Annotated in this window: 21 protein-coding genes; 7 read left to right on the top strand and 14 right to left on the bottom strand. The window is 72.8% G+C overall.

Features of this window, described 5'->3' with window-relative positions; genetic code table 11:
* Window positions 1–58 precede the first annotated feature (58 nt).
* Both IE265_RS07525 and IE265_RS07530 read left to right on the top strand, forming a co-directional pair.
* Window positions 59–793 (top strand): FadR/GntR family transcriptional regulator, encoded by a 735-nt coding sequence (locus tag IE265_RS07525; RefSeq protein WP_190034586.1) that lies wholly within the window; start codon window positions 59–61, stop codon window positions 791–793.
* A gap of 106 nt (window positions 794–899) precedes the next feature.
* A complete protein-coding gene (locus IE265_RS07530; protein WP_229916080.1) occupies window positions 900–1634 on the top strand; it encodes a gamma-glutamyl-gamma-aminobutyrate hydrolase family protein in 735 nt (244 codons plus the stop codon).
* Between the two features lie 163 nt (window positions 1635–1797).
* On the opposite strand, the gene IE265_RS07535 is transcribed toward IE265_RS07530, so the two are convergent.
* Complete coding sequence (locus tag IE265_RS07535; protein WP_190034587.1) at window positions 1798–2745, bottom strand: LysR family transcriptional regulator; 948 nt, start codon at window positions 2743–2745, stop codon at window positions 1798–1800.
* Window positions 2746–2815: 70 nt separating this feature from the next.
* Between IE265_RS07535 and IE265_RS07540 the strand changes: the two genes are divergently transcribed.
* Entirely contained in the window at window positions 2816–3940 is a 1125-nt protein-coding gene (locus tag IE265_RS07540) for a TDT family transporter (protein ID WP_190034588.1), read from the top strand.
* On the opposite strand, the gene IE265_RS07545 is transcribed toward IE265_RS07540, so the two are convergent.
* The 4 genes from IE265_RS07545 to IE265_RS07560 form a co-directional block, all read right to left on the bottom strand.
* Window positions 3864–4637: a helical backbone metal receptor gene (locus tag IE265_RS07545; protein ID WP_190034589.1), complete on the bottom strand. Its 774-nt coding sequence runs from the start codon at window positions 4635–4637 to the stop codon at window positions 3864–3866. The genes IE265_RS07540 and IE265_RS07545 overlap by 77 nt on opposite strands.
* A gap of 24 nt (window positions 4638–4661) precedes the next feature.
* Window positions 4662–5225, bottom strand: a complete 564-nt coding sequence (locus IE265_RS07550; protein WP_190034590.1) for a helix-turn-helix domain-containing protein — start codon at window positions 5223–5225, stop codon at window positions 4662–4664.
* Window positions 5226–6062: 837 nt separating this feature from the next.
* Window positions 6063–8678 (bottom strand): ABC transporter permease/substrate binding protein, encoded by a 2616-nt coding sequence (locus IE265_RS07555; RefSeq protein WP_190034591.1) that lies wholly within the window; start codon window positions 8676–8678, stop codon window positions 6063–6065.
* Window positions 8671–9759, bottom strand: a complete 1089-nt coding sequence (locus IE265_RS07560; protein WP_190034592.1) for a quaternary amine ABC transporter ATP-binding protein — start codon at window positions 9757–9759, stop codon at window positions 8671–8673. The genes IE265_RS07555 and IE265_RS07560 overlap by 8 nt, the downstream gene beginning before the upstream one ends.
* A gap of 315 nt (window positions 9760–10074) precedes the next feature.
* Here IE265_RS07560 and IE265_RS07565 point away from each other — a divergent pair, with 315 nt between their 5' ends.
* A complete protein-coding gene (locus IE265_RS07565) occupies window positions 10075–11022 on the top strand; it encodes a 5'-3' exonuclease (RefSeq protein ID WP_229916093.1) in 948 nt (315 codons plus the stop codon).
* Between the two features lie 230 nt (window positions 11023–11252).
* Entirely contained in the window at window positions 11253–12101 is an 849-nt protein-coding gene (locus IE265_RS07570) for a siderophore-interacting protein (RefSeq protein WP_190034594.1), read from the top strand.
* A 416-nt stretch (window positions 12102–12517) separates the two neighbouring features.
* Here IE265_RS07570 and IE265_RS07575 read toward each other — a convergent pair whose 3' ends face one another.
* The 3 genes from IE265_RS07575 to IE265_RS07585 all read right to left on the bottom strand — a co-directional run bounded on the left by IE265_RS07575 (window position 12518) and on the right by IE265_RS07585 (window position 15145).
* Window positions 12518–13297: an ABC transporter permease gene (locus tag IE265_RS07575; protein ID WP_190034595.1), complete on the bottom strand. Its 780-nt coding sequence runs from the start codon at window positions 13295–13297 to the stop codon at window positions 12518–12520.
* Window positions 13294–14322, bottom strand: a complete 1029-nt coding sequence (locus tag IE265_RS07580; RefSeq protein WP_190034596.1) for an ABC transporter ATP-binding protein — start codon at window positions 14320–14322, stop codon at window positions 13294–13296. The genes IE265_RS07575 and IE265_RS07580 overlap by 4 nt, the downstream gene beginning before the upstream one ends.
* Before the next feature lie 175 nt (window positions 14323–14497).
* Window positions 14498–15145 (bottom strand): PadR family transcriptional regulator, encoded by a 648-nt coding sequence (locus tag IE265_RS07585; RefSeq protein WP_190034597.1) that lies wholly within the window; start codon window positions 15143–15145, stop codon window positions 14498–14500.
* A gap of 236 nt (window positions 15146–15381) precedes the next feature.
* Here IE265_RS07585 and IE265_RS07590 point away from each other — a divergent pair, with 236 nt between their 5' ends.
* Both IE265_RS07590 and IE265_RS07595 read left to right on the top strand, forming a co-directional pair.
* Window positions 15382–16950, top strand: a complete 1569-nt coding sequence (locus IE265_RS07590) for an amino acid permease (RefSeq protein WP_190034598.1) — start codon at window positions 15382–15384, stop codon at window positions 16948–16950.
* Between the two features lie 506 nt (window positions 16951–17456).
* A complete protein-coding gene (locus tag IE265_RS07595) occupies window positions 17457–18413 on the top strand; it encodes an RluA family pseudouridine synthase (protein WP_190034599.1) in 957 nt (318 codons plus the stop codon).
* Here IE265_RS07595 and IE265_RS07600 read toward each other — a convergent pair.
* The 6 genes from IE265_RS07600 to IE265_RS07625 all read right to left on the bottom strand — a co-directional run bounded on the left by IE265_RS07600 (window position 18407) and on the right by IE265_RS07625 (window position 24240).
* Window positions 18407–19888 (bottom strand): cytochrome P450, encoded by a 1482-nt coding sequence (locus IE265_RS07600; protein WP_190034600.1) that lies wholly within the window; start codon window positions 19886–19888, stop codon window positions 18407–18409. The genes IE265_RS07595 and IE265_RS07600 overlap by 7 nt on opposite strands.
* A gap of 203 nt (window positions 19889–20091) precedes the next feature.
* Window positions 20092–20718 carry a GTP-binding protein gene (locus tag IE265_RS07605; protein ID WP_190034601.1) on the bottom strand — a complete coding sequence of 209 codons (627 nt, stop codon included), beginning with the start codon at window positions 20716–20718 and terminating at the stop codon, window positions 20092–20094.
* The gene (locus IE265_RS07610) at window positions 20699–21112 is read right to left on the bottom strand and encodes a DUF742 domain-containing protein (RefSeq protein WP_190034602.1); all 414 of its coding nucleotides are present in this window, start codon (window positions 21110–21112) and stop codon (window positions 20699–20701) included. Before IE265_RS07610 ends, IE265_RS07605 begins: the two co-directional genes overlap by 20 nt.
* On the bottom strand, window positions 21109–21516 hold the full coding sequence (locus IE265_RS07615) for a roadblock/LC7 domain-containing protein (RefSeq protein ID WP_107019841.1): 408 nt from the start codon (window positions 21514–21516) through the stop codon (window positions 21109–21111). Before IE265_RS07615 ends, IE265_RS07610 begins: the two co-directional genes overlap by 4 nt.
* Complete coding sequence (locus IE265_RS07620) at window positions 21513–23129, bottom strand: sensor histidine kinase (RefSeq protein WP_190034603.1); 1617 nt, start codon at window positions 23127–23129, stop codon at window positions 21513–21515. The genes IE265_RS07615 and IE265_RS07620 overlap by 4 nt, the downstream gene beginning before the upstream one ends.
* A gap of 487 nt (window positions 23130–23616) precedes the next feature.
* A complete protein-coding gene (locus tag IE265_RS07625) occupies window positions 23617–24240 on the bottom strand; it encodes a TetR/AcrR family transcriptional regulator (RefSeq protein WP_190034604.1) in 624 nt (207 codons plus the stop codon).
* Window positions 24241–24310: the final 70 nt, after the last annotated feature.

Genomic DNA, 24310 nt, shown 5'->3' on the forward strand with positions numbered 1-24310 from the left:
CAGCCGGGAGCCATAAGGTATTGCCGAGAACCATTGCTTGGGAAGGGGGCGCGGCCGGATGTCGCAACCGGACCCGTACGGCCCGCAGGACCGGCTCGGACCCGTCCTGCGGCCGGTGCGCGCGGGCAACGGCTTCGAGGAGGCCCTGGAGCAGATACTCCAGATCGTCCGGCTCGGCCTGGTGCCCGGCGGCGAACGGCTGCCTGCTGAAAGGGAGTTGGCGGAGCGCCTCGGAATCAGCCGGGTGACGCTGCGCGAGGTGCTCAAGGTGCTCCAGGACCAAGGACTCGTGGAGCCGCGCCGCGGGCGCTACGGCGGCACCTTCGTGCTGGCCAGGACCGAGGCCCCGGGCGGGGCCGAGCTGCGCCGCCGGGTCGAGGGCGTCGACATCGAGGACGTCCTGCGGTTCCGCGAGGTCCTGGAGGTCGGCGCGGCCGGGCTCTGCGCGGCGCACGGCCTGCCGCCCGAGGGGTCCGCGCGCCTGCGCGACGCGCTCGCCCGCACCCGCGACGCGCCGCTGGCGGACTACCGGCGGCCGGACACCCTGCTCCACCTGACGCTGGCCGAACTCTCCGGCTCACCCACCCTGACCGCCCAGTACGCGGCCGTGCGCGCGACCGTGAACGACCTGCTCGACGGAATCCCCCTGCTGGTACGGAACCTGGAGCACTCGCAGCGCCAGCACGCGGCGGTGGTCGAGGCGGTGCTCGACGGGGACGCGGACGGGGCGCGCGAGATCATGCGGGAGCACTGCGCGGGCACGGCGGCGCTGCTGCGCGGCTTCCTGACCTAGCGGATCACGACCCGGCGGATTCCCGACCCGGCGGAATCCGCCAAAGGTATGGGTCCGGTCCATTAGCCTCTCCTCCCGGGGCCGGACGAGCGACAGGGAGCGCGGGATGCACGGGATGCGCCGGACGACGGACGGGCCGGACGCGCCGGACAGGCCGCTGATCGGTGTCAGCACGTATCTGGAGTCCGCGCGTTGGGGCGTGTGGGAGCTGGAGGCGGCGCTCCTGCCTGAGGGGTATCCCCGGCTGGTCCGCGCGGCCGGCGGGCTCGCCGCGATGCTGCCGCCGGACGAGCCCGCGTACGCGGCGCCGACCGTGGCCCGGCTCGACGCGGTGGTGATCGCGGGCGGTCCCGATGTGGAGCCGTCCCGGTACGGGGCCGTCCGCGACGCCCGTTGCGGGCCCGAGGCGCGGGCCCGTGACGACTGGGAACTCGCGCTGATCGAGGCGGCGTTGGCCTCCGGCACTCCGCTGCTCGGCATCTGCCGCGGGATGCAGCTGCTCAACGTGGCGCTCGGGGGGACGCTGGTGCAGCACCTCGACGGGCACGCCGGGACGGTGGGGGTCTTCGGACGGCACCCGGTGAAGCCCGTGCCGGGGTCGTTGTACGCGGAGCTGGTGCCGGAGGAGGCGTCCGTGCCCGCCTACCACCATCAGGCGGTGGACCGGCTCGGGGCGGGTCTCGTGGCGTCCGCGTACGCGGAGGACGGGACCGTGGAGGCGGTGGAGTTGCCGGCGGGCGCGGGGTGGGTGCTGGGGGTTCAGTGGCATCCCGAGATGGGGGGCGACCTCCGGGTCATGGCGGGGTTGGTTCGGGCCGCGGGGGGTTGGGGGGCCGGGTGAGGGGGGACCTGGCGTCCGTCGGGGCTTGCTCATGGCGTGGGGGTGACTTGCCGGACCCGTCGCGCGGTTCCCCGCACCCCTTCAAGTGAGCTGCCCGACTGGCGGGTTCGCGGGCTTGGCCGAGTCGCCCGGGCCCGTGCCGGCTCGGGTGGGGCTGTCGTGGTCAGGTTCGGGTCAGGGTGAGGAGGTCCCGGGCCGGGCCCGTGGGGCGGTGGCCCTGGGGCCAGACCGCCTTCAGGTCGCGGCTGAGGCGGACCCCGTCCAGGGGGATCTCGACCAGGCGGCGCGCGGACAGCTCCTCGCCCAGGGCCAGTTCGCTCAGGACCGCGGGCCCCGCCCCGGACGCCGCGGACGCCTTCACCGCCGTCGTGGAGGACAGCTCGATCAGCGGGCGCGCCAGCCCGCCGAGCGCGGCGTCCAGCACCTGCCGCGTACCGGAGCCCTTCTCCCGCAGGATCAGCGGCGTCCCCGCCAGCTCGCCCGCGTCCAGGGGCCGCCGTCTGCGCGCCCAGGCGTGCCCTGGCGCGGTCACCACGATCAGGCGGTCGTGCGCGATGACCACCGAGTCGAGCCCGCCCGCCACGGACACCCCCTCGACGAACCCGAGGTCCGCCTCGCCCGACAGCACCCGTTCCGCCACCACCGTGGAGTTGCCCGCGAGCAGGGACACGGCGGTGTCCGGGCGCTGCGCGCGCAGGGCGAGCAGCCACCCCGGCAGCAGGTACTCGGCGATCGTCATGCTCGCCGCGACCCGCAGCCGCGAGTCCCGGCGGTCCCTCAGCGCCTGCGCCCCCGCGTCGAACGCCTCGGCCGCCTCCACGATCCGCCGCGCCCAGTCGGTGACCAGCGCCCCGGCGTCGGTGAGGCGGGAGCCCCTGGGCGACCGGTCCACCAGCGCGACGCCGAGCTGCCGTTCCATGGACCGGACGCGGCTGCTGGCCGCCGGCTGCGTGATCCCGACCTCGCGGGCCGCCCGCCCCAGGCTCCCGAGCCGTGCCACGGCGAGCAGCAGTTCCAGCGCGCCCAGGTCCGGCACCCGGTGCGCGAGCCCTGCCACGGGGTCCGCAGCCCCGCGAACCTGCTGGTCATCCGCCTGTTCATGCCGACTCATAAGCCCACCTTATGTCCTCATAGGCCGGTACTCCCTGGCGAGGCCCCCGGCCCGCGGGCACGGTGAAGCCATGGTCACCGCAGCCCATCCGCATCCGGCCCGCAGCGCCGTCACCCGCCGTCCCGGGCGGGTGCGCACCGTCCGGCATCTCGGACCCAACTGGTACGCCACCGTCATGGGCACGGCGATCGTGGCCACGGCGGGAGCCGGGCTCCCCGTGCACGTGCCCGGACTGCGCACCGCCCTCACCGCGGTCTGGGCGCTCGCCCTGGTGGCGCTGGTGGCGCTGCTGGCCGCCCGGGCCGTGCACTGGACCCACCACCGAGACCAGGCCAGGGCCGATCTGCAGGACCCGGCGGCGGCGCCGTTCTACGGCTGCCTGTCGATGGCCCTGCTGGCGGTCGGAGGCGGCGCCCTGGTCGTGGGACGGGACTGGATCGGCACCCCCGCCGCGGTCGCCCTGGACGCCGTGCTCTTCACCGCGGGCACCCTGACCGGCCTCGCGGCGGCCGTGTGCGTCCCGTACCTGCTCGTCGTGCGGCGGCGGACGGCGCCCGCCCAGGTCACCCCCGTGTGGCTGCTGCCCGTGGTGGCGCCGATGGTGTCCGCCGCCCTCGGGCCGCCGCTGGTGCCGCACCTGCCGGCCGGCCAGCCCCGCGCGACCCTGCTCCTGGCCTGCGTCGCGATGTTCGGCCTCAGCCTGCTGGCCACGCTCGTGATGCTGCCGCTGGTCTTCGGGCGGCTGGCCACCGGCGACCCGCTGCCCCAGGTGCTCACGCCGACGCTGTTCCTGGTCCTCGGCCCACTGGGCCAGTCCACGACGGCCGTGGACAGGTTCGCCGTCACGGCGCCGGGCGTCCTGCCCGCCCCGTTCGACCGGGGCTTCGACGTCCTCGCGGTGCTCTACGGGGTGCCCGTGATGGGATTCGCGCTGCTCTGGCTGGCGCTGGCCTCGGCCCTGGTGGTGCGGGCCCGCCGCCGGGGCATGGGCTTCGCGATGACCTGGTGGGCCCTCACCTTCCCGGTGGGCACCTGTGTGACGGGAGCAGAGGGCCTCGCACGGCACACCGGACTGGTGGCCTACGAGGTCCTGTCGGTCTGCCTGTACGCCCTGCTGCTCACGGCCTGGGGCGTGGCCGCCGTGCGGACGGCCCGGGGCCTGCTGGACGGAGGGCTGCTCGCAGCGCCCCGCTGAGCACACGCGGGGCCTGCGCGAGCGAGGGCCCGTACCAGGTGAGGAGCCGCCCGTCGACGAGGGCGCAGGGCAGCCCCGCGAACGCCTCGGGGCCGTCGTCACGGGTGAAGCGGTACGGCTCGTCGGGCAGCACGACCAGATCGGGACGGGCCGCGCACAGCTCGTCGACGGGGACACGGGGGTAGCGCTCGGCGTGATCCGCGTAGACGTTGCCGACGCCCAGCCGGGCCAGCACGTCGCCCGCGAAGGTGTCCCGGCCGAGCACCATCCAGGGCCTTCGCCAGACGGGCACGACCGCGCGCGGCGGCGGCCCCGTGCGCAGCGGGCCGGGAGCTTCCGCCCAGGCCTCCCGCGCCTCGTCCAGCCAGCGCGGGCGCCCCCGCACGCCGCACGCGGCCAGCACCCGCTCCAGCTCGTCGAGGGCCTGCGGCACACCGCGCACCTCGGTGACGAGGACGGCGAGGCCCGCCGCGCGCAGCGCGCCCAGGTCGGGTTCCCGGTTCTCCTCCTCGTTGGCGACGACCAGGTCGGGGGCGAGGCCGACGATCCGCTCGACGTCCGGGTTCTTGGTGCCGCCGACGCGGACGACCTCCAGGCCGGCCGGGTGGCTGCACCAGTCGGTCGCCCCCACCAGTACTCCGGGGGCCGACACGGCCACGGCCTCCGTCAGGGAGGGCACCAGCGACACGACCCTCATCGCCGCCGGCCCCCGCTCCCGCGGTCAGCGGCGCGGATCGTCGACCGCCTCGATGTGGTCCGCGACCGACACGACCAGGATGCGGGTGTCCGCCTCGGTGGCCCGCCACCGGTGGCGGACACCGCCGGTGAGGTAGAGCGTGTCGCCGCGCCCGAGCCGGTACGCGCGCCCCTCCGCCTCGACCTCGACGGCCCCGTCGGCGACGTACATCAGCTTGTCGTTGCGGTGCTGGAACTCGCGGCCCGCGTCGTGGTCCCCGGAGATCTCCAGGGCGTGCAACTGGTGGTGACCGCGCACGAGGGGGCGCACCCGGGGCTCGTGGGTGAACTCGGAGTCGCCGCCGCGCACCACGTCGACGCTGCGCGCCGGGTCCGCGGCGGCGAGCAGCTCGACGCTGGTGGTCCCGAGGGCGTCGGCGACCCGCTGGAGCGAGCGGGTGCTCGGCCGGGCGCGCTCGTTCTCGACCTGGCTCAGGAACGGCACGGAGAGGCCGCTGCGCTGGGCGACGACGGCGAGGGTGAGCTCCAGCGCCCGGCGCCGGCGCCGGACTGCCGCGCCCACTCGAAGGGTCTCTTTGCTCTCGTCCATCGCTTCGGCTCCCCCCTGTGCGTCGTCGGTGCGTGAGGTGCGGTGGCTGCGGCGCGTTCCCCTGCGGGTGGGCGCCGGTCTGCTCGCTGTTCTTGATGTGTTCTCTGCACCCTACGGGTGTTCCGCAAACCGTTTCACGTGCCCGTCGGATCGTCTTGAACATTGCCCTGGGGAGCGGGCGGCGACGCTACAGTTCGCGCCGCCGAACCGGTCGGCCGACCTGATCCCGGTGCCGCCCGCCCATCGGGGGCGAACGGCCCGGCCACCGCCGCGTCCCTTCCGGAGGTCCCGGCGGGCGACCGGGGCGTCCCGCGGGTGACCCGCCGGTACCGGCCGGTGCCCCCCGTGTACCGCCGGGTGACCGGGGCGGCGGCGCGCCGGGCGGGGTCCCGCCGCCGCACGGGGGCGGGCGCCGCCGGAAGCCCGCGGGGCGGACCGCGGCGGGTCCTCCGGGCAGGCGGCGGACGCCGCGGACGGTGCCGCCGTCGCCGTCCTCCCGGGTCGTGCACACCGGTGCGCGCTCGCGCATGGGGCCCTCCGGTCCCGCCCGGGGGTCCTGCCGCCCGGGACACGGTTGTCCGGATCCTGCTCGTCGGGGCGAGCCGGCGCCCGGTGTCGGCCGGCGGGCGCGGAAGCCCCGTATCGAGTATCCGACGTCGCCGTCCCGCCCGCCGGACGGACGGCCCGGGGCGGGCCGCCGCCCCGGGCGAGAACCCTCCCCCCGCGCCCGCCGGCACCGCGCGTTCCGCCGTCGGACGCCCGTGGGGGCCCGATCTTCGAGATCGGGCCCCCACGGGCGTCGTGCGTCGGCGGAATCCCGGGGAGACCGCCGCTCGCCTACCGCGGCGTCATCCGCTCCACCATCTCCGGGTGCTCGTCGAGCCACGCGGACACGGCCTCGGCCTCGTGCCCCTGGCCGCGGTCCTTGATCACGCCCTCCAGGCTGCCGAGTTCGTCCTCGCTCATCCTGAACCCCTTGATCCACTCGGTGAGCCGGGGATACCGCTCGGGGAACTCCTTGCTGGAGATCGTGCGGATCGTGTTGCCCTCGCCGAACAGCTTCCTGCCGTCCGCGAGCTTGGTGAGCCCGTACTCGCTGTACGCCCAGTGCGGGGACCACAGCACGACCGCGACGGGTTCCTTCCTGGCGTACGAGCGCTTCAGCTCGGCCAGCATCGCCGGGGTGGAGCCGTCGACGACCTCGTACTCCTCGTCGAGCCCGTAGCCCGGCAGGACCTTGGTCTTCAGGAGGTTCATCTCGCCGGTGCCCGGCTCGATGCCGATGATCTTCCCGTCGAAGGTGGAGGACCTGCCCTTGAGGTCCTCCAGCGACTTGACGCCCTTCACGTAGGACGGCACGGCGATCTCCAGGGAGGTGGGCTCGTACCAGGTGCCCAGGTCCCTGAGGTCGTTCTTGTGCTTGTCCCAGTAGTTCTTCTGCGCGTGCGGCAGCCAGGCGTCGAAGTTGAGGTCGATGTCACCGGAGGCCAGGCCCGTGTAGACCGGTCCGACGTCCATCTGCTTGAGGTTCAGCTTGTAGCCGCGCCGGGCCAGGACGTCCTTCCACAGGTACGTGACGGCGACGTCCTCGTCCCAGGGGAACCAGGCCACGTCGACCGCGCGCTCGGCCTCGGCTGGCGTGCCGGCCGAGGACTTCGCCACCGGCGCGAGCTTGTCGACGACACCGGGGTTCGCCTTCAGCCAGGTGCGCACGGCGTCCTGCTGCTTGCCCTTGCCGGCCTTGTTGATCTCCGCCTCCAGGCCGGTGAGCTGCTTCTCCGTCATCCGGAAGTCCTTGAGCCACCCGCCGACGGTCGGGTTGTCGCCGGCGAAGCCCTTGCGGGACAGCGTGTGCACGCCGTCGCCCTTGCCCCAGGCCCCCTTGGGGTCCTTGAGCTTCTTGAGGTCGTACTCGCTGTAGGCCCAGTGCGGGGACCACAGCGTCGTGACGACCGGCTCCTTCTTGGCGTACGCGCGCTTCAGTTCGGCCAGCATCGCCGGGGTGGAGCTGTCGACGACCTCGTACTCCTCGTCGAGCCCGTACTCCTTGAGGACCTTGCTCTTGAGCAGGCCCATCATTCCGGCGCTGGACTCGATGCCGGTGATCTTCCCGCCGAACTCCCCCGCCCTCCCCTTGAGGTCCTCCAGCGAGTCGACGCCCTTCATGTACGAGGGCACGCTCAGCTCCAGCGACGTCGGGCCGTACCAGGAGCCCAGGTCGTCGAGCCGCTCGCCGTACTTCTTCCAGTACTCCTCGTGCGTCGTGGGCAGCCAGGAGTCGGTCTGGAAGTCGATGTCGCCCTGCGCGAGGGAGGTGTACAGCGGGCCCGCGTCGAACTGCTTGGCGTCGACCTCGTAGCCGCGCCGCTCCAGGATCTCCTTCCAGAGGAAGGTGGAGGCGACGCCCTCGTCCCAGGGGATGTAGCCGATGGAGACCTTCTCGCCCTTGCCGACGTTCCCGCTGTCTGCGGCGCTGGACTCGCCCGGGGCGGAGCCGAACACGCCCATGCCTCCCGCGACCAGCGCGAGGACGACGACGCCCACCACGGCCACGGCGGGCCGGGGGCGGTAGGACCAGATCCTCAGCCCCTGCGCGGCGCGCGCCCTGGCGGCGGCGCGGCGGCCCAGCGGCGAGACCTGGGTGCCGAGGGCACCGGTCATGCGGTCCAGGTAGATCGCCAGGATCACGATGGCCACTCCGGCCTCGGAGCCGAGGCCGACGTTGAGCTGGCCGATGGCCTCGTTCACGTCACCGCCGAGGCCGCCGGTGCCGACCATGCCCGCGATGGCGGCCATGGACAGACCCAGCATGATGACCTGGTTGACGCCGGCCATGACCGTGGGCAGGGCCAGCGGGAGCTGCACCCGCAGCAGGGTGTTGCGGGGGGTGGTGCCGAACGCCTCCGCGGCCTCGACCAGTTCCTTGTCGACCTGCCTGATGCCCAGTTCGGTCATCCGGACACCGGGTGCCAGCGCGAAGATCAGCGTGGCCACGATGCCCGCGGGAGCGCCCGTCCCGAAGAACAGGATCGCCGGGATGAGGTAGATCATCGCGGGCAGCGTCTGCATGAAGTCGAGTACGGGGCGCACGATGCCGCTGACCCGGTCGGACCGGGCCGCCCAGATGCCCACCGGAACCGAGACGGCCAGCGCGATGATCGTCGCGACGAGGACCAGCGACAGGGTCACCATCGCGTTCTCCCACAGTTCGAGGGAGTCGATGAAAGCGAACCCCGCGAAGGAGAGGACACCGGCGGACACCCCGCGCAGCCAGAACGCGATCACCGCGAGGATGCCCGCGAGGAGCAGCGGCTGGGGGGCCTGGAGCACGGCGTCGATGCCGTCGTACATGCCGAGGAAGACGGTCTTGAGGAAGTCGAAGAGCCACGCCATGTGGTCGAGCAGCCAGTCGACCGCGTCGTTGACCCAGTCGCCGAAGGGGATCCTAGGCACCGGCCTTCACCGCCCCGACGGTCTTGCCGCGCGGTGTGTCGCAGGGCCCGGGCTCCCCCTGCTCGTCGCCGAGGAAGCCTACGAGCCGCTGCCGGGGCACGACCCCGACCAGCCCGCCGTCGGCGTCCACGACGGCGACGGGGTGCTCGACGCGGGCGCTGATCGCGCACAGTTCACCGAACGCGGTGCCCGGCGAGGCGGTCTCGCAGCCGCACTCCGCCTCGTCCCCGCGCGTCCGCGCGTCCATCACGGCGGCGGCGGTGAGCACCCGCGACCGGTCGACGTCCTGGGTGAAGGAGGCCACGTAGTCGTTGGCCGGGCGGACCAGGATGTCCTCGGCGGTGCCGATCTGGACGATGCGGCCGTCGCGCATGACGGCGATGCTGTCGCCGAGGCGCATCGCCTCGTTGAGGTCGTGCGTGATGAAGACGATGGTCTTCCTGAGCTTCTTCTGGAGCTCGATCAGCTGGTCCTGCATGTCGCGCCGGATCAGCGGGTCGAGCGCGCTGAACGACTCGTCCATCAGCAGCAGGTCGGCGTCGGTGGCGAGGGCCCGCGCGAGTCCGACGCGCTGCTGCATGCCGCCTGACAGCTCGTCGGGCCAGGACTTCTCCCAGCCGGCGAGGCCCGCCAGCTCCAGGGCCTCGGTGGCCCGCTGCTCGCGCTCGCGGCGCGGCACGCCCTGCACCTCCAGGCCGTACGCGGCGTTCTCCAGGACGCTGCGGTGCGGGAAGAGCGCGAAGTGCTGGAAGACCATGCTGATCTTCCTCGAACGGACCTCGCGCAGCTCGCGGTCACTGAGCGCGGTGAGGTCCTGCCCGTCGAAGCGCACATGCCCCGCGGTGGGCTCCAGGAGCCCGTTGAGCATGCGCAGCAGCGTGGACTTGCCGGAGCCGGACAGACCCATGACGACGAAGATCCGGCCCGGTTCGACGGTGAAGGACGCGTCGATCACGGCGGCGGTCGTACCGTCGGCGCGCAGGTCCTCGCGGTCGGCCCCGCGACGCAGTCGCTCGACCGCCTCGCCGGGTCGTCTGCCGAACACCTTGTACAGCTGTTCCGCCTCAAGCCTGGATGACACGTGTACCTCTCGGGTCGAACGAGGACGGCCCGCCTCCCCCGCCGGCGGGCCGTGGAGCGACGCGGGTTCCGCCCGCTCATCCGGTGCGCGTGCCGTCGGGTGTGGCCGACGACCCGACCGGGCTCGCTCCGGCTCGGCGCCTGCCCCGGGCCCCCTGGCGCAAACTCGTCCGTGTCCCACCTCACACACGCTCCGCACCGGGCGGGCGGGGCGGGACCCGGACGGTCGGGGACGGGGCACGGGTCCCTCGGGTCCTGGCCGTCCCACCAGCCCGGCAGCGGTGACGAGCGGTCGCTGTCAGTGGCGTACGGCATGATGCGGAGCGTGACGCAGCAGACTCAGCAGCCCCGGCGACTCATGCTCCTCGACACCGCCTCCCTGTACTTCCGGGCCTATTTCGGGGTCCCGGAGTCCGTGAGGGCCCCGGACGGCACACCGGTGAACGCCGTGCGGGGACTGCTCGAATTCATCGACCGGCTCGTCAAGGACCACCATCCGGACGACCTGGTCGCCTGCATGGACGCGGACTGGCGGCCGCAGTGGCGGGTCGACCTGATCCCGTCGTACAAGGCCCACCGCGTGGCCCGGGAGACCGAGACCGGCCCGGACGAGGAGGAGGTGCCCGACACGCTCTCGCCGCAGGTGCCGGTCATCGAGGCCGTCCTCGACGCCGTGGGCATCGCCCGCGTCGGTGTCGGGGGGTACGAGGCGGACGACGTCATCGGGACGTTCACCGGCCGCGCGACGGGACCCGTCGACATCGTCACCGGCGACCGCGACCTGTACCAACTGGTCGACGACAAGCGGGAGGTGCGCGTGCTGTACCCGCTCAAGGGCGTCGGCACGCTCCAGGTCACGGACGAGGCGTGGCTCGGCGAGAAATACGGCGTCGACGGCCCCGGGTACGCGGACCTGGCGCTGCTGCGCGGCGACCCGAGCGACGGGCTGCCGGGCGTGCCGGGCATCGGCGAGAAGACGGCGGCGAAGCTGCTCGCGTCGTTCGGGGACCTGGCGGGCATCATGGCGGCGGTCGACGACCCGCGGGCGGCGCTCACGCCCTCGCAGCGCAGGCGCCTCGACGAATCGCGCCCGTACATCGCCGTGGCGCCCACGGTCGTCAAGGTGGCGGGTGACGTGCCCCTGCCCGAGGTGGATCCGGCGCTGCCGCGTGTGGCGCGCGATCCGGCCGCGCTGGAGGAACTGGCGGCCCGCTGGGGCCTGGGCGGCTCGCTGGCGCGGCTGATGACGACTCTCGGGGCCTGAGGGGGACACTGGAGGCCGAGGTACTCCCCGGGCGCCCCGAGGGACCGCACCGCGGAGTCCACTCGGCCTCCCCCGGGGGTACGTCCCGACCGGTGCGGGAGCGGTACGCCCTCCCGGTACGCCCTCCCGGCCCGGTACGTCAGACGCGAAGTCGCGCGCTCAGTCGAGCGTTTCCTCCGGAGAAGGTGCTAACTTAGGTAAGGCTAAGCAAACTTATCCGGGAGGCCGATATGTCAGAGCGTCCGGCACGCAGGGTCCCGAAGCCCCACTCCGCGCGGGTCGTCCGCACGGAGCGGCTGACTCCCCACATGCAGCGCGTCGTCCTCGGCGGCGAGGGGCTGGCCGGCTTCACGGCCGGCACCAGCACCGACCACTACGTGAAGCTGCTGTTCGGGGCGGCGGGCGTGACCTACCCGGAGCCCTTCGACATGGCGCGGATCCGGGAGGAGTTCCCGCGCGAGCAGTGGCCCGTGACGCGTACGTACACGGTGCGCGCCTGGGACCCCGAAGCCCGCGAACTGACGCTGGACTTCGTGGTGCACGGCGACGAGGGCCTCGCCGGCCCGTGGGCCAAGCGCGTCCAGCCGGGCGAGCTCGTCCGGTTCCTGGGCCCCGGCGGGGCGTACGCCCCCGACGCCGGGGCCGACTGGCACCTGCTGGCGGGCGACGAGAGCGCGCTGCCCGCGATCGCCGCGGCGCTGGAGGCGATGCCCGCCGGTGCCGACGTGCGCGCGTTCGTCGAGGTCTCGGGCCCGGCGGAGGAGCAGAAGATCGACTCCGAGGTGGACGTGGTCTGGCTGCACCGCGGTGACCGGCCGGTCGGCGAGGCGCTGGTCGCGGCCGTACGCGCGCTGGAGTTCCCGGAGGGCCGGGTGCACGCGTTCGTGCACGGCGAGGCGGCCTTCGTGAAGGACCTGCGCCGGCTGCTGCGGGTCGAGCTCGGGATTCCGCGCGAGGACCTGTCGGTCTCGGGCTACTGGCGGCTCGGGCACAACGAGGACGGCTGGCAGGCCGCCAAGCCGGCGTGGAACGCACAGGTGGAGGCCGAGCAGGAGACCGTGTCACCCGCGGCCTCCTGACGTCCCGCTCCGGCGGCGGGACGGGCCCCCTCCCCTCCTGACGCCCCGGCCGGGCGGGACGGGCCCCCGCGTCGCGAGACCGCCGACGCGGCCTGCGCCACAGGGCCCGGGAGGGGCCGATGCCACAAGTCCCTCCGGACGGCGGCCTGTTGACGCCACGCGCCCGGCGGACCGGCCGGCCGAAGACGCCGCGACCGGGTCCGCGCCCACCGGCACCGAGGCGCGCCCGCGGCGCCAGGCCCCGGACGCAACGCGGGGACGCGGGTCGCGACCGTCGACGCGAACCCCCGGCCTCCGCCGACGCGGCGACCGGGCGCCGCGACGACCCCGCCCCGACGTGGCGTGGTCACGCCCCGTGGGCCGCCGCCCCCCGAGGACGCCGCTGCAATCACCCCTCGGAGGACGGCGCCCCGGCCTCAGACCGAGCGCTGGTACGACCGGAACGTGCGGATCGACAGCAGGACCGCGACCACCGCGAGGGCGGCCAGGGCCCCGGTCCGGGTCAGTACGACGAACCGGTCCGGGTCCTCGGACATCGCCGAACGGCCCGCCACCATCGCCCAGTCCAGCGGGTTGAGGTCGGCGACGTGCCGCATCCAGTCGGGCATCCGCGAAGGAGCCATGAAGGCCGAGGAGAGGAAGGTCAGCGGCAGCAGCAGGAAGGTGTTGATGCCGATGATCGACTCCCGCTGCCGCACCAGCATTCCCAGGGCGTTGGAGAACGCCCCGAAGACCGTGCCGAGCAGCGAGGCCGCGACGACGAGCACCGCCACTCCCGCCGCCCCGCCCGGATACTCCGCCCCGCCCAGCCTGCCGAGCAGGACGATGAGCAGTGACTGGACGGCCGTGGTCAGCGCCTGCTGGACGACGTTGGCGTTCATCAGGGCGCCCCGGCCGACCGGTGTCGTCAGGAAGCGGTTCAGCGTGCCGCGCTCGATCTCCTCCAGAGTGCCCATGCCCGCCCACATGTTGGAGCTGAGCGCGCTCATCACGACGATGCCCGGCACGAGGTAGTCCAGATAGCTGCCCGTGCCGAAGCCGCCGAGTTCGACGACGTCCTTGAAGAGGTTGCCGAACAGGAACAGCCACACGGCGGGCTGGATCAGCATCATCACCACGTACGCGGGCTGCCGCAGTACGGCGGTCAGTTGACGCTGCGTCATGAACCAAGTCTGGGACAGGGCTTCGGTGCTCATCGGGCGCCTCCGGCGAGGGTGAGGCCCGCGGTGCCGTCGGTGGCGGCGGCCTCGGCCTCCGCCTCGGCGTAGCGGCGGCCCACGTACCGCAGGTAGACGTCGTCGAGCGACGGGCGGGCCACGGTGGCGGACGCGACTCCGGCCCCGGCCCGTTCCAGAGCGGCGAGCAGGGCGGGCACGGCCGCCGCCCCGTCCTCGGCGCGGACGCTGACGCGACGGCCGTCGAAGAACGCCTCGTACACCCCGGGCAGTGCGGTGAGCGCGCCCGAGAGCAGCGTGCGGCCCGCCTCGCCGACCGGTTCGCGCAGTTCCATGTGGACGGCGTCGCCGCGGAGTTCGCCCTTCAGGGCGTGCGGTGTGCCCTGGACGACGACGCGGCCCCGGTCGACGACGGCGATGTGGGCGGCGAGGCGGTCGGCCTCCTCCAGATGGTGCGTGGTGAGCAGGACGGTCAGACCCTCCTCTCCCGCGAGGCGGGCGATCTCGTCCCACATGGCCGCGCGGGCCTCGGGGTCGAGGCCGGTGGTCGGCTCGTCGAGGAAGAGGACCTCGGGCCGGTGGACCAGGCCGAGCGCGACGTCGAGGCGGCGCAGCATGCCCCCGGAGTAGCCCCTGACCTGGCGGTCCGCGGCGTCCGTGAGCCGGAAGCGGTCCAGCAGCGCGTCCACCCGTTCACGCAGCGGTGCGCCCCGCAGGCCGTGCAGCCTGGCCTGCAGCCGGAGGTTCTCGCGGCCGGTGGCCACCGGATCGGCGCCGGACTTCTGGGCCACCACTCCGATCGCCCGGCGGACCCGGTCGGGATGGTCCAGCACGTCGTGGCCGGCGACGGTGGCGGTGCCCGAGTCTGGACGGGCGAGGGTGGTGAGGATCTTGACGGTGGTGGACTTGCCGGCGCCGTTCGGGCCGAGGAGTCCGAAGACGGTGCCCGACTCGACGGTGAGGTCCATGCCGCGGAGGGCGGTCACCCCGCCCGGGTAGGTCTTGGTCAGGTCTCGCGCCTGCACTGCGGGCGCACGGTTGCTCATGACGACTGCTCTCCTGGGTCGGCTGATGGGAGCCGTTCCGGGTGAAGAGCGCCGGGCTATCCTGGGTGTGCCGCACCTCGATCGCCTGGCCTGCCTCACCGCGGAGTCGGCTCGGGGTTCGAGACCCCGGCCGGGCTGCTGCAACAGCTCTGCCGGGGTCCGTCTCGCATCTGGGTCACTTCTCGGGGTTGCGGGCCTCCAAGTCCTTCACGTCCTGCGGCACTTCCCCGGTCTCGTGGAACCGCCGCCACTGCTCGACACCGTCGAGCGCGCCCGACTCCAGCTCCCGCAGGAACCCGCGGAGCCACTCGGCCTGCGCCTCGGCCATGTGGAGCTGGTACTCGCTCTCGACGAGGAAGATCCGCGGCAGGGTCTCGTACAGCTTCGCCAGGCCGCCGCGCGCGCTCGCCGCCTGCACCTCCAGCGTCTTCAGCCGCTCGGCGAGCAGACGCGCGACCTCGTCGGGGTGGACCGCCCCCATGAGGGACAGCGCGGCCTCGAAGATCGGGAACTCCCGCGCCGGGACGGCGAGCAGGTCCGACAGCCACTCCGTCGCCTCCTCGCGTCCCGCGTCCGTGATGCCGTAGAGCGTGCGCTCGGGGCGGTTGCCCTGCCGCTGCACCTCGGCGACCTCGACGAACCCGTACTTCTCCAGGTTCTGCACCACGGTGTAGAGCGAGCCGTAGTTGATCTTCAGGCTGGTGTCCTTGCCCCGGCTGCGCAGGGTCTGGGCGATCTCGTACGGGTGCATCGGACGCTCGGTGAGCAGCACCATGACGGCCAGGGCCAGCGGGTTGCCGAGCTTGCGGCGCTTGGTCGCCACGGATCTCACCTCGTCTCCGAATATACGTGGCAGAACATATCGCGAGTCCGGAGCACTGCGCAATACACACGATGTATCGCGATCGGCGCGGCGGCGCAAGGCCGTGAGGACTTCGGCCCGACGCGGACACGAACGCGTCACGCGGGCGAAACAGGCCCTCCCTAATTTCTGTCACCCGACAGGAATCCGCTGTCGCCTCCAGGATCCCGCCCCCTGCGCCGAAGGCAGGTGCCGCCGTGGCCACAACCGCCCCCTCCGACGTACGCCCCGAACCACCCGGGCCGACCGCCGACAGCTCCCTGGTGGAGTTCGGCTACCGGCAGGAGCTGCACCGCAGCCTCGGCCGGTACGCCTCGTTCGCCGCCGGCTTCTCCTTCATCTCCGTACTGACGACCGTCTTCCAGTTCTTCGCCTTCGGGTACGCGTTCGGCGGCCCCGCCTTCTTCTGGGCCTGGCCCGTCGTACTCGTCGGCCAGTTGCTGGTCGCCGCGTGCTTCGCCGAACTGGCCGCGCGCTACCCGATCTCGGGCGCCGTCTACCAGTGGTCCTCACGGCTCTCCACCCCCGCCTTCGGCTGGTTCGCCGGATGGATCATGGTCATCGGGCAGATCGTGGTGGTCGCCGCCGCGGCGCTCGCGCTCCAGGTCGTGATGCCGGCGATCTGGTCCGGCTTCCAACTGATCGGCGGCGACCCGGCCCCGACCTCGGCGAGCGGCGCGGCCAACGCCGCCCTCCTCGGCGTGGTCCTGCTGGCCCTGACGACCTTCGTGAACATGATCGACAACCGGGTGATGTCCCTCGTCAACCGCATCGGAGTGACCGCCGAGATCATCGGCGCCGTCCTGATCGCGGTTCTCCTGTTCACCCACTCCGAACGCTCCCCCGGCATCACGTTCCACACCGGTACGGCCGCCCAGTCGGGCCTGGTCGGGGCACTGCTGGTGGGTTCGTTCACGGCCGCGTACGTGATGATCGGCTTCGACAGCGCGGGCGAGATGAGCGAGGAGACGCACCGTCCGAGGCGCACCGCGCCCCGTACGATCCTCACCGCGCTCGGCGCGGCGGGCCTGCTCGGCGGACTGATCGTCCTCGGCGGCCTGCTGGCCGCGCCCAGCCTGACCGACGGCCGCCTCGGCTCCGAAGGGCTGAGCTACGTCCTGACCAGCAGCCTCGGTGACGGTGTGGGCAGGGCCCTGCTCGTCGACGTGGTGATCGCCATCGCCGTGGCGACCCTCGCGATCCAGACCTCCGCCTGCCGGATGCTGTTCTCCATGGCCCGCGACGGGCAGCTGCCCTTCGCCCGCCGGCTCGCCGCGGTCGACCGGCGCACCGGGATGCCCGGCGCCCCCGCCCTGGTCGTGGGTGTCCTCGCGGCGGCCCTGCTGCTGCTCAACTTCGCCTCGCCGGAAGCCTTCCTGGCCATCGGCACCACCTGCATCGTGATGCTCTACCTCGCCTACGCGATGGTGACCGGGCCCCTGCTGTGGCAGCGCCTGCGCGGCGGCTTCACCGTCGAGGGCGCGGACGAGACGGGCCGCCCGCTCTTCTCCCTGGGCCGCTGGGGAGTCCCCGTCAACGCGCTCGCCCTGCTGTACGGGCTGTTCATGACGGTCAACCTGGCCTGGCCGCGGGCCGAGGTGTACGACCCCGCCGGCGGGCACTGGTACTTCCAGTGGTTCACCGTGCTGTTCCTGCTGGCCACCGTGGGGCTCGGCGCGCTGTGGCGGGCCACGAGGACACAACGGGGGCGCCCGGCCCCGAGGGAGGCCGCCGCCGCGGAGCCCGTCCGGGAACCGACCCGGTAGCGTCCGGCGCCCGCCGGGTGGGTGGCATGCCGGTCACGCAGCCCTGGCGCACGGGCCGGCGATCGGAGCCGGAGCACGCCTCGGACGCCGTCGCCCACCGGAGTCGGGCACGGCCGAACCCGGCGACGGACCCGAACGGCCCCCGGAGGGAAGCCCCGGGGGCCGTTCTCGTGAGCGGCGTGACGGATCGTAGCGCGTGTTTGTGCAACTAGGTGCACAAGCCCCGGGCCGGTGCCGTGGGCGTGCGGCCCCCGGCGCTGCCGCCCGGGCTTCCCAGTGGCTGTTCGCGCCTGGCCGAAGGGGCACTGGGGGCGGTCGCACGCCGGTCCCACCGGGTCGCGGGGGCACGTGGTGGCGGAGGCACGTGGTCGCGGGGGTGGCGGGGGCACGTGGTCGCGGGGTGCGAGCCGGTCCCGGACGACCGGGCCCGGACGACCGTGCCCGCGGCCCATGCCCGGGGCCGCGCTCGGGGCCAGTCCGCCGGGGGCCTGCGTACTCTTGGCCGGGTGAGACGCAGAACCCGGATTCCGCCCTCCCCCCTGCCGCAGCGCGAAGGGGTGGACCCGATGCGGGTGCGACTGCCGGTCGAGGGCCCCTGGGCCACCGTGCGGGAGCACCTGGTCGGACGGCTCTCGGCGGGCGCGGGGGTCGTCGACGCGATGCTCGGCTCGGGGCTGATCGTCGGCGCGGACGGCCGTCCGGTCACTCCCGACGACGCGTACGTGCCGGGGATGTTCGTCTGGTTCCACCGGGAGCTGCCCGACGAGGTGACGGTGCCGTTCCCCCTGGAGGTAGTCCACCGCGACGAGCACATCGTCGTCGCCGACAAGCCCCACTTCCTCGCCACGACGCCGCGCGGCAGCCATGTCACGCAGACCGCGCTGGCACGGCTGCGGCGGGAGCTCGGCATCCCGGCCCTCGGCGCGGCGCACCGGCTGGACCGGCTCACCGCCGGACTCGTGCTGTTCACGGTCAGGCCCGAGGAGCGGGGCGCCTACCAGTCGCTGTTCCGCGACCGGCTCGTCCGCAAGGAGTACGAGGCGGTGGCCCCGTACCGCGAGGGGCTGGAACTGCCGCGCACCGTCCGGAGCCGGATCGTGAAGGAGCGGGGCGTGCTCGCCGCCCGCGAGGTGCCGGGCGAACCGAACGCCGTCAGCCGCGTCGAGTCGGCCGGCCACCGCGACGGCCTGGCGCGCTACCGCCTGCACCCGACCACCGGTCAGACACATCAACTGCGGGTGCACATGAGCGCGTTGGGCGTACCGATCCTGGGCGATCCGCTGTACCCGGTGGTGACCGGCCCCGTGCCGGCCGGCGACTTCCGGCGTCCGCTCCAACTACTGGCGCGGGTGCTGGAGTTCACCGATCCGGTCACGGGACGGGAGCACTCGTTCCGCAGCGGGCGGACCCTCGGGGCCTGGTCCGCGTACGACGACTGGGCCGCCGGCCCGGCGCCTCAGTAGCCGCGCCACCAGCGCAGGAACCGCTGCCAGGCGCCCAGCGGGCGCCCGGAGTCCGGGGCGGGCGCGGGGGGCAGCGCCTCCGGGCGGGGCTCCACGGGCCGCGGGGCCGGGGAGGGCTTCAGGCGCGCCGAGGAGACCTCCCAGTCGGGCCTCGGTCGCGGCACCTCGCTCACCCCGGGACGCTCCATGACGTCCTGCGGCGAGGCCGGGTCGAACTCCACGGGCAGTTCCACCAGATGCCGCGACGAGATCGACGCGGTCCAGCGCAACGAGTGCTCCTCCACGGCGAGCTGCACGTCCGGCAGCCGCTTGAGCAGCGCGTCGACGCCCACGTCGGCGATGGCACGGCCGATGTCCTGACCGGGGCACTCGTGCGGGCCGCCGCCGAAGGCGAGGTGCGAGCGGTTGCCCCGCATGTTCGCCTTCAGGTCCGGACGGACCAGGGGGTCGACGTTGCCCGGCGCGATCCCGAGCAGCAGTCCGTCGCCCTTGCGGATGCGCCGGCCGCCCAACTCCGTGTCCTGCTTGGCGAAGTACCCGAGGACCGTGCTGAACGGCGGCTCGTCCCACAGGGACTGCTCGACCGCCTGGGGCACGGTCATCTGACCGCCGTTGAGCTGGGCGCGGAAGCCGGGGTCGGTGAGCACGACCCTGAGCACGTTGGCGAGCAGGTTCGCCGTCGCCTCGTACGCGGCGAGCAGCACCAGCCGCAGGTGCTGGCCGACCTCCTCGTCGCTGAGCCCCGCCGGATGGTTGATCAGGTGGCTGGTGAAGTCCTCGGCGGGCTCGGCGCGGCGGCGGACGGTCAGCCGCATCAGTACGTTCATGACGTACTCGTTGCTGGCGATCGCGGTCTCGGTGCCCTTGAGCAGGTCGCGCGTCTTGTGCACCATGCGGTCGTCGTACTCCTCGGGCATGCCGAGGATCTCGCACAGCACCGCCATCGGCAGGTGCTCGGCGAACTGGCTCACCAGATCGGCCGTGCCCCGCTCGCAGAACTTGTTGACCAGGTACTGGGTCCAGCTGTTGATGTAGCGGCGCAGCGTACGGGAGTTGATGGTCGACATGGCACCCATGACCGCGCCGCGCAGCCGCTGGTGCTCGTCGCCCTCGGCGTGGGAGCAGATCGGCTGCCAGGCGATGTGCGGCATCAGCGGGTGGTCCGGCCCCGCCGTGCCGTCCAGCACGGCGGTCCAGATGCGGCTGTCCCGGGTGTAGAGCGAGGGACTGCTGACCATGTGCAGGTTCTCACCGTGCCCGAGGACCATCCAGAACGGGACGTCGTTGTGGAGCAGCACGGGCGCCACGGCTCCGTGCTCGGCGCGCAGTTTCTCGTACAGGCCGGCCAGGTCCTGCGCCTCCGGTCCGTACAGGCGGCGCAGTCCGCCGGGCCCCGTACCGTGGGCGGGGCAACTCGGCGGCGGCTCGGACAGGAGGTCGTCCGTTCCGGTCGGGGAGTGGGGTTCAGGCGTCACGGTGATCGCTCCGAAGCTGAGGTGGGAACCGGTGTCTTGGGGTTCGGGCCCGCGTCGGGGAGCGGGCCGCTGTCTCGGGAGTCCGGGTGGTGCGGGTGCGGGGCCGGGTCGCCGTCCGGTCGGTGCGGGACCGGGCCGGGTCGCCGTCCGGTCCGTGCGGGACCGGGCCGGGTCCCGGACCGACCCCGTCGTGATCGGCCGGGTCAGGTCCTGGCCGGGGCCGACGCCATCGCGATCGAGTGCAGGAAGCGCATCAGCGTCATCAGCACGTCACGGCTGGACGCCCGGCGCCGCGCGTCGCACTTCACCATGGGGATCTCGTCGGAGAGGTCGAGCGCCGCGCGGAGGTCCTCCATCGGGTAACGGGGCCCGTCCGGGAAGTCGTTGACGGCGACGACGAAGGGCACACCGCGCTCCTCCAGACGCCCGATGACGTCGAAGCTGACTTCCAGGCGGCGGGTGTCGATCAGGACGACCGCGCCCAGCGCGCCCTCGAACAGGCCGTTCCACAGGAACCAGAAGCGCTCCTGTCCCGGCGTGCCGAACAGGTAGAGCACCAGTTGCTCGGTGATGCTGATGCGCCCGAAGTCCATGGCCACGGTGGTGGCCGTCTTGGAGTCGGAGCCGTAGTTGTCGTCGACACCGATGCCGGCCTGGGTCATGGTCTCTTCGGTGGTCAGCGGCCTGATCTCGCTGACCGAGCCGACCATCGTGGTCTTGCCGACCCCGAAACCGCCCACGATCACGATCTTCACCGCGGCCGTCGCCGTCTGCGGGAGGTGGTCCTCGGCACGAGGACCCGTGATGGTGTCAGAGCTTTTGAAGTCCATGCATCACCGCTTCGAGGAGGGAACGGTCGGGCAGCTCCGAGCGGACGATCGGAGCACGCGCCTGTACCAGTTCAGCCGTCAGCAGCTCGGTCAGCAGTACGGTCACCACGCTGAACGGCAGATTGAGATAGGCCGAGACCTCGGCCACGGACATGGGGGCCCGGCACAGCCGGAGCAGTGCCGACTGTTCCGGCTGCGCGGTGGGCGGGGCGTCGGAATGCGCCACGATCAGGGTCACCAGGTCGAGTTCGGCACGGTCTCCGCCCTCGACCTGTCCGGTGACGACGTAGAGCCGCTCCGGGTCGCTTCCCTTGCCCTGCCCTTCCGCAGGAGCTGGGGGTGATTCCTCCGGCGCCTCCTTCGGAACGCGCCGACGTCGTTGCGGAGGAGTCATACGGTCTGCCCGTTCCGCCGGGGCGGACTCGTCAGATGGGCACCGATCCGTACGACGAGGTCGCGCATCCGCGCGCTCATGAGTCCGGCGTCCACATGGGCCTCGGCGAGCACCGCGAGGTAGGCGTTGGGACCGGCGGCCATCATGTAGAAGTAGCCGCCCTCCATCTCGATGATGACCATCCGCATCTTGCCGTCGGTGTCGGGGATCTCGGTCGCGACGGCCCCCGCGAGGCTCTGGAGCCCCGCGCAGGCGGCGGCGATGCGGTCGGCGGCGTCGGGGTCGCCGCCGTAGCGCGCGATGCGCAGCCCGTCCGCGGAGAGCACGACGACCTGCCGGGTCCCGTACACCCCGTCGGACAGCTCCTTGAGCATCCAGTCGAAGTTGGCTCGCTGCTGGATCACTTGAGGTCCCCCTCGTCATCGGCCTCCGTGCGGGCGGGACCGGTCGTGTCTGCGGACGTCTGCTGCTGCTCTTCGTCTCCGCCCTTGAGGCCGGCCATGAACGCCTCGACCCACAGACCGGGTTCCTTCTCCTCCTTCTTCTTCGCCGGGGAGGGCACCTGGGTGGACGACCGGGTCCAGTCGATGACGGGGCGGCCCTCACGCCGGGCGGTCTCCGCCTCCTCGGCGGCGGCCCGCGCCTCCAGTACGCGCTGGCTGTAGGGGACCTTGACCCGGCTGCGGCGCTGCGGAAGGCCGTTGGCGGTCCACTCCGTGACCTCGGGGACGTCGTCCTCCATGCCCTCCGGCGTGGAGATGCGGGGACCGGTGGTGGGACGGCGCTTCTTCTCCACGCGCTTGGGTCCCTCGACACCGCCGAAGTCGACCTTCGGCACCGCCGCGGCGCCGATGCCGTGGGCGAGACCGGGCGCGGGCTCCTCGGTGAGCATCCTGCGCGGCACGACCAGCACGGCGCGCACGCCGCCGTAGGCGGACTGCCTCAGCGAGACCTGCATGTCGTACATGTCCATCAGGCGGCCGACGACGGCGAGGCCGAGCCGGGGGCTCTCACCGAGGTTGTTCAGGTCGGCGCCGGCCGCGGCCTGCTCCAGCATCTTCTCGGCCCGGGTGCGGGCCTCCTCGCTGAGGCTGACGCCGGCGTCCTCGATCTCGATGGCGACACCGGTCTGCACCTCGACCGCGGTGACGTGCACCTTGGTGTGCGGCGGCGAGTAGCGGGTGGCGTTGTCGAGGAGTTCGGCGGCCGCGTGGATGATCGGCTCGACATGGATGCCGTTGGCGGCGACCTTGGCGATGGAGTGCAGCTCGATGCGCCGGTACTCCAGGATGCGGGACATGGCACCCCGCAGCACGCTGTAGAGCGGCACGGGCCGGGGCCACTGGCGCCCGGGGCGGCCGCCGCCGAGCACGGCGATGGAGTCGGCGAGACGGCCGATCAGCGCGGTGCCGTGGTCGATGCGCAGCAGGTCGTCGAAGACCTCGGGGTTGCGCCCGTGGTCCTCCTCCATCTCGCGCAGTTCCTTGTTCTGCTGGTGGACGATCGCCTGGACGCGCCGGGCGATGTCGACGAACGAGCGCTGGGCGGCCTCGCGCTGGAGCTCCTCGTTGTCCACGATCCGCAGGAGTTCGACCAGCAGGGCGCGCTGGGACGGGGGGATGTTCCGGTTGCCGGGGTCGTGGTCGATCGTCAGACGGATCGCTTCATGCGGCGACTTGCCCCCGCGCATGCGCACGAGCACGGCCGGCAGCAGTTCCTCGCGCAGATGGTCGATCTCGGCGTCGTGGAGGGCCACGCGCCGCTCCATCACCTCGGTGCGGTGGGCGAGTTCGGCGCGGGCCGCGCGCATGAGGCGACCGCGGCGGACGGCCTCGGCGGCCGTGGCGATCACGAGCAGCGTCGCCACGGCGCCGCACCAGCCGACCGCCGTCCGGGCCGGCTGCGCCACCAGGGCGACGGCCGCCCCGGTCGCCGCGGCCAACGCTATGGCAGGCAGCAACAACACACGCGCGTAGGGAAGTTCACGGCCACCGGGAGGGGTTTGAACACTCACCATGTATGCCTTCTGAGACAGGTCGGCTGGAGGTCTGGGGGGAGATCACTGGATCATCGGAACATTGGGAACAAGCGCACGATTACACCTCAACTCGGTGCGCTGCGGGCGAGCTTAGTCCGACCGGATCATCGCTGTGTCATATTCCGCAAGCGCCTGAAATCGCCCTCGCGGCAGGAGTACCCTCTGCCTCATTTGCACGCTGCGGCACCATTCGCACACTCTGCGTCACAGTGGACGGACATGCGAAAACCCCTCATCAGAAGGGGTGGGACACCCTCGCGGCCCGTGCCCTGCGACGGCCCCGCGCGGACTCCGGGAGATCCCGTGGGACACCGGGAGCGGTCTCGCACGGACACCGGGAGCGGTCCCGCGCGAACTCCGTAGGACCTCGGGAGCCGTCGCGCGCCGCACTCGGCGGCACTCGGGACGTCCGGGATGCGTCCGGGATGCGTACGGGGACGATCGGGTGCGTACGAGCCGCGCCGGATCAGACCCCGGCGATGCGCAGCGCCGCGTCGGCGGTCGCCTCCGCGAAGGCCGACACCGGGCGCTCCGGGTCGGAGCGGTGCACGAGGATCACCCCTTCGATGAGACCGAACACCAGGTCCGTACGGAGGTCCAGCGCGCTCTTGGCGAGCGCGCCGCCCGCCTCGGTCGCCGCGAGCAACTGCCGGTACGTGTCCTTGAGTTCGGCGCGGACGGCGTGGAACCCGGCGAACCGCTCCGAGCGGACCTCGGGGAGCAGGTAGAGGCCGCCGAGGTTGTGCGGGCCGCCGCAGAGCAGTTCCACGTCGGAACGGCACAGCTCCCACAGCCGCTCGACGGCGGGCCGGGAGTCGTCGGCGAGGAGCCGCCGGGCGAGCGCCAGCGACGGCGTCACCGTCGACTCCAGCAGCGCGGCGAGGAGTTCCTCCTTGCCGGACACGTAGTGGTACATGGACGCCTGGCGCATCCCGGCGCGCTCGGCGACCGCCCGGGTGGTGGTGGCCGCGTACCCACTGGTCGTGAACAACTCCGCGGCGGCGGCGAGCAGTTCGTCACGGGGCGGAACACCGCTGTCCGGCCGCTGCTCGGCGCGGGGCCTGCCGACCCGCCGCCCACTGGAACCCATGCGTTCGATCCTCGCACACCGCCCCGCGCGGCGGTCCCGGTGAGCGATCGGTAACCGCCCGGCAACGTAC

Origin of the sequence: Streptomyces fructofermentans (genome assembly GCF_014651055.1) — a bacterium.
In the GTDB taxonomy this organism is placed as follows: domain Bacteria; phylum Actinomycetota; class Actinomycetes; order Streptomycetales; family Streptomycetaceae; genus Streptomyces; species Streptomyces fructofermentans.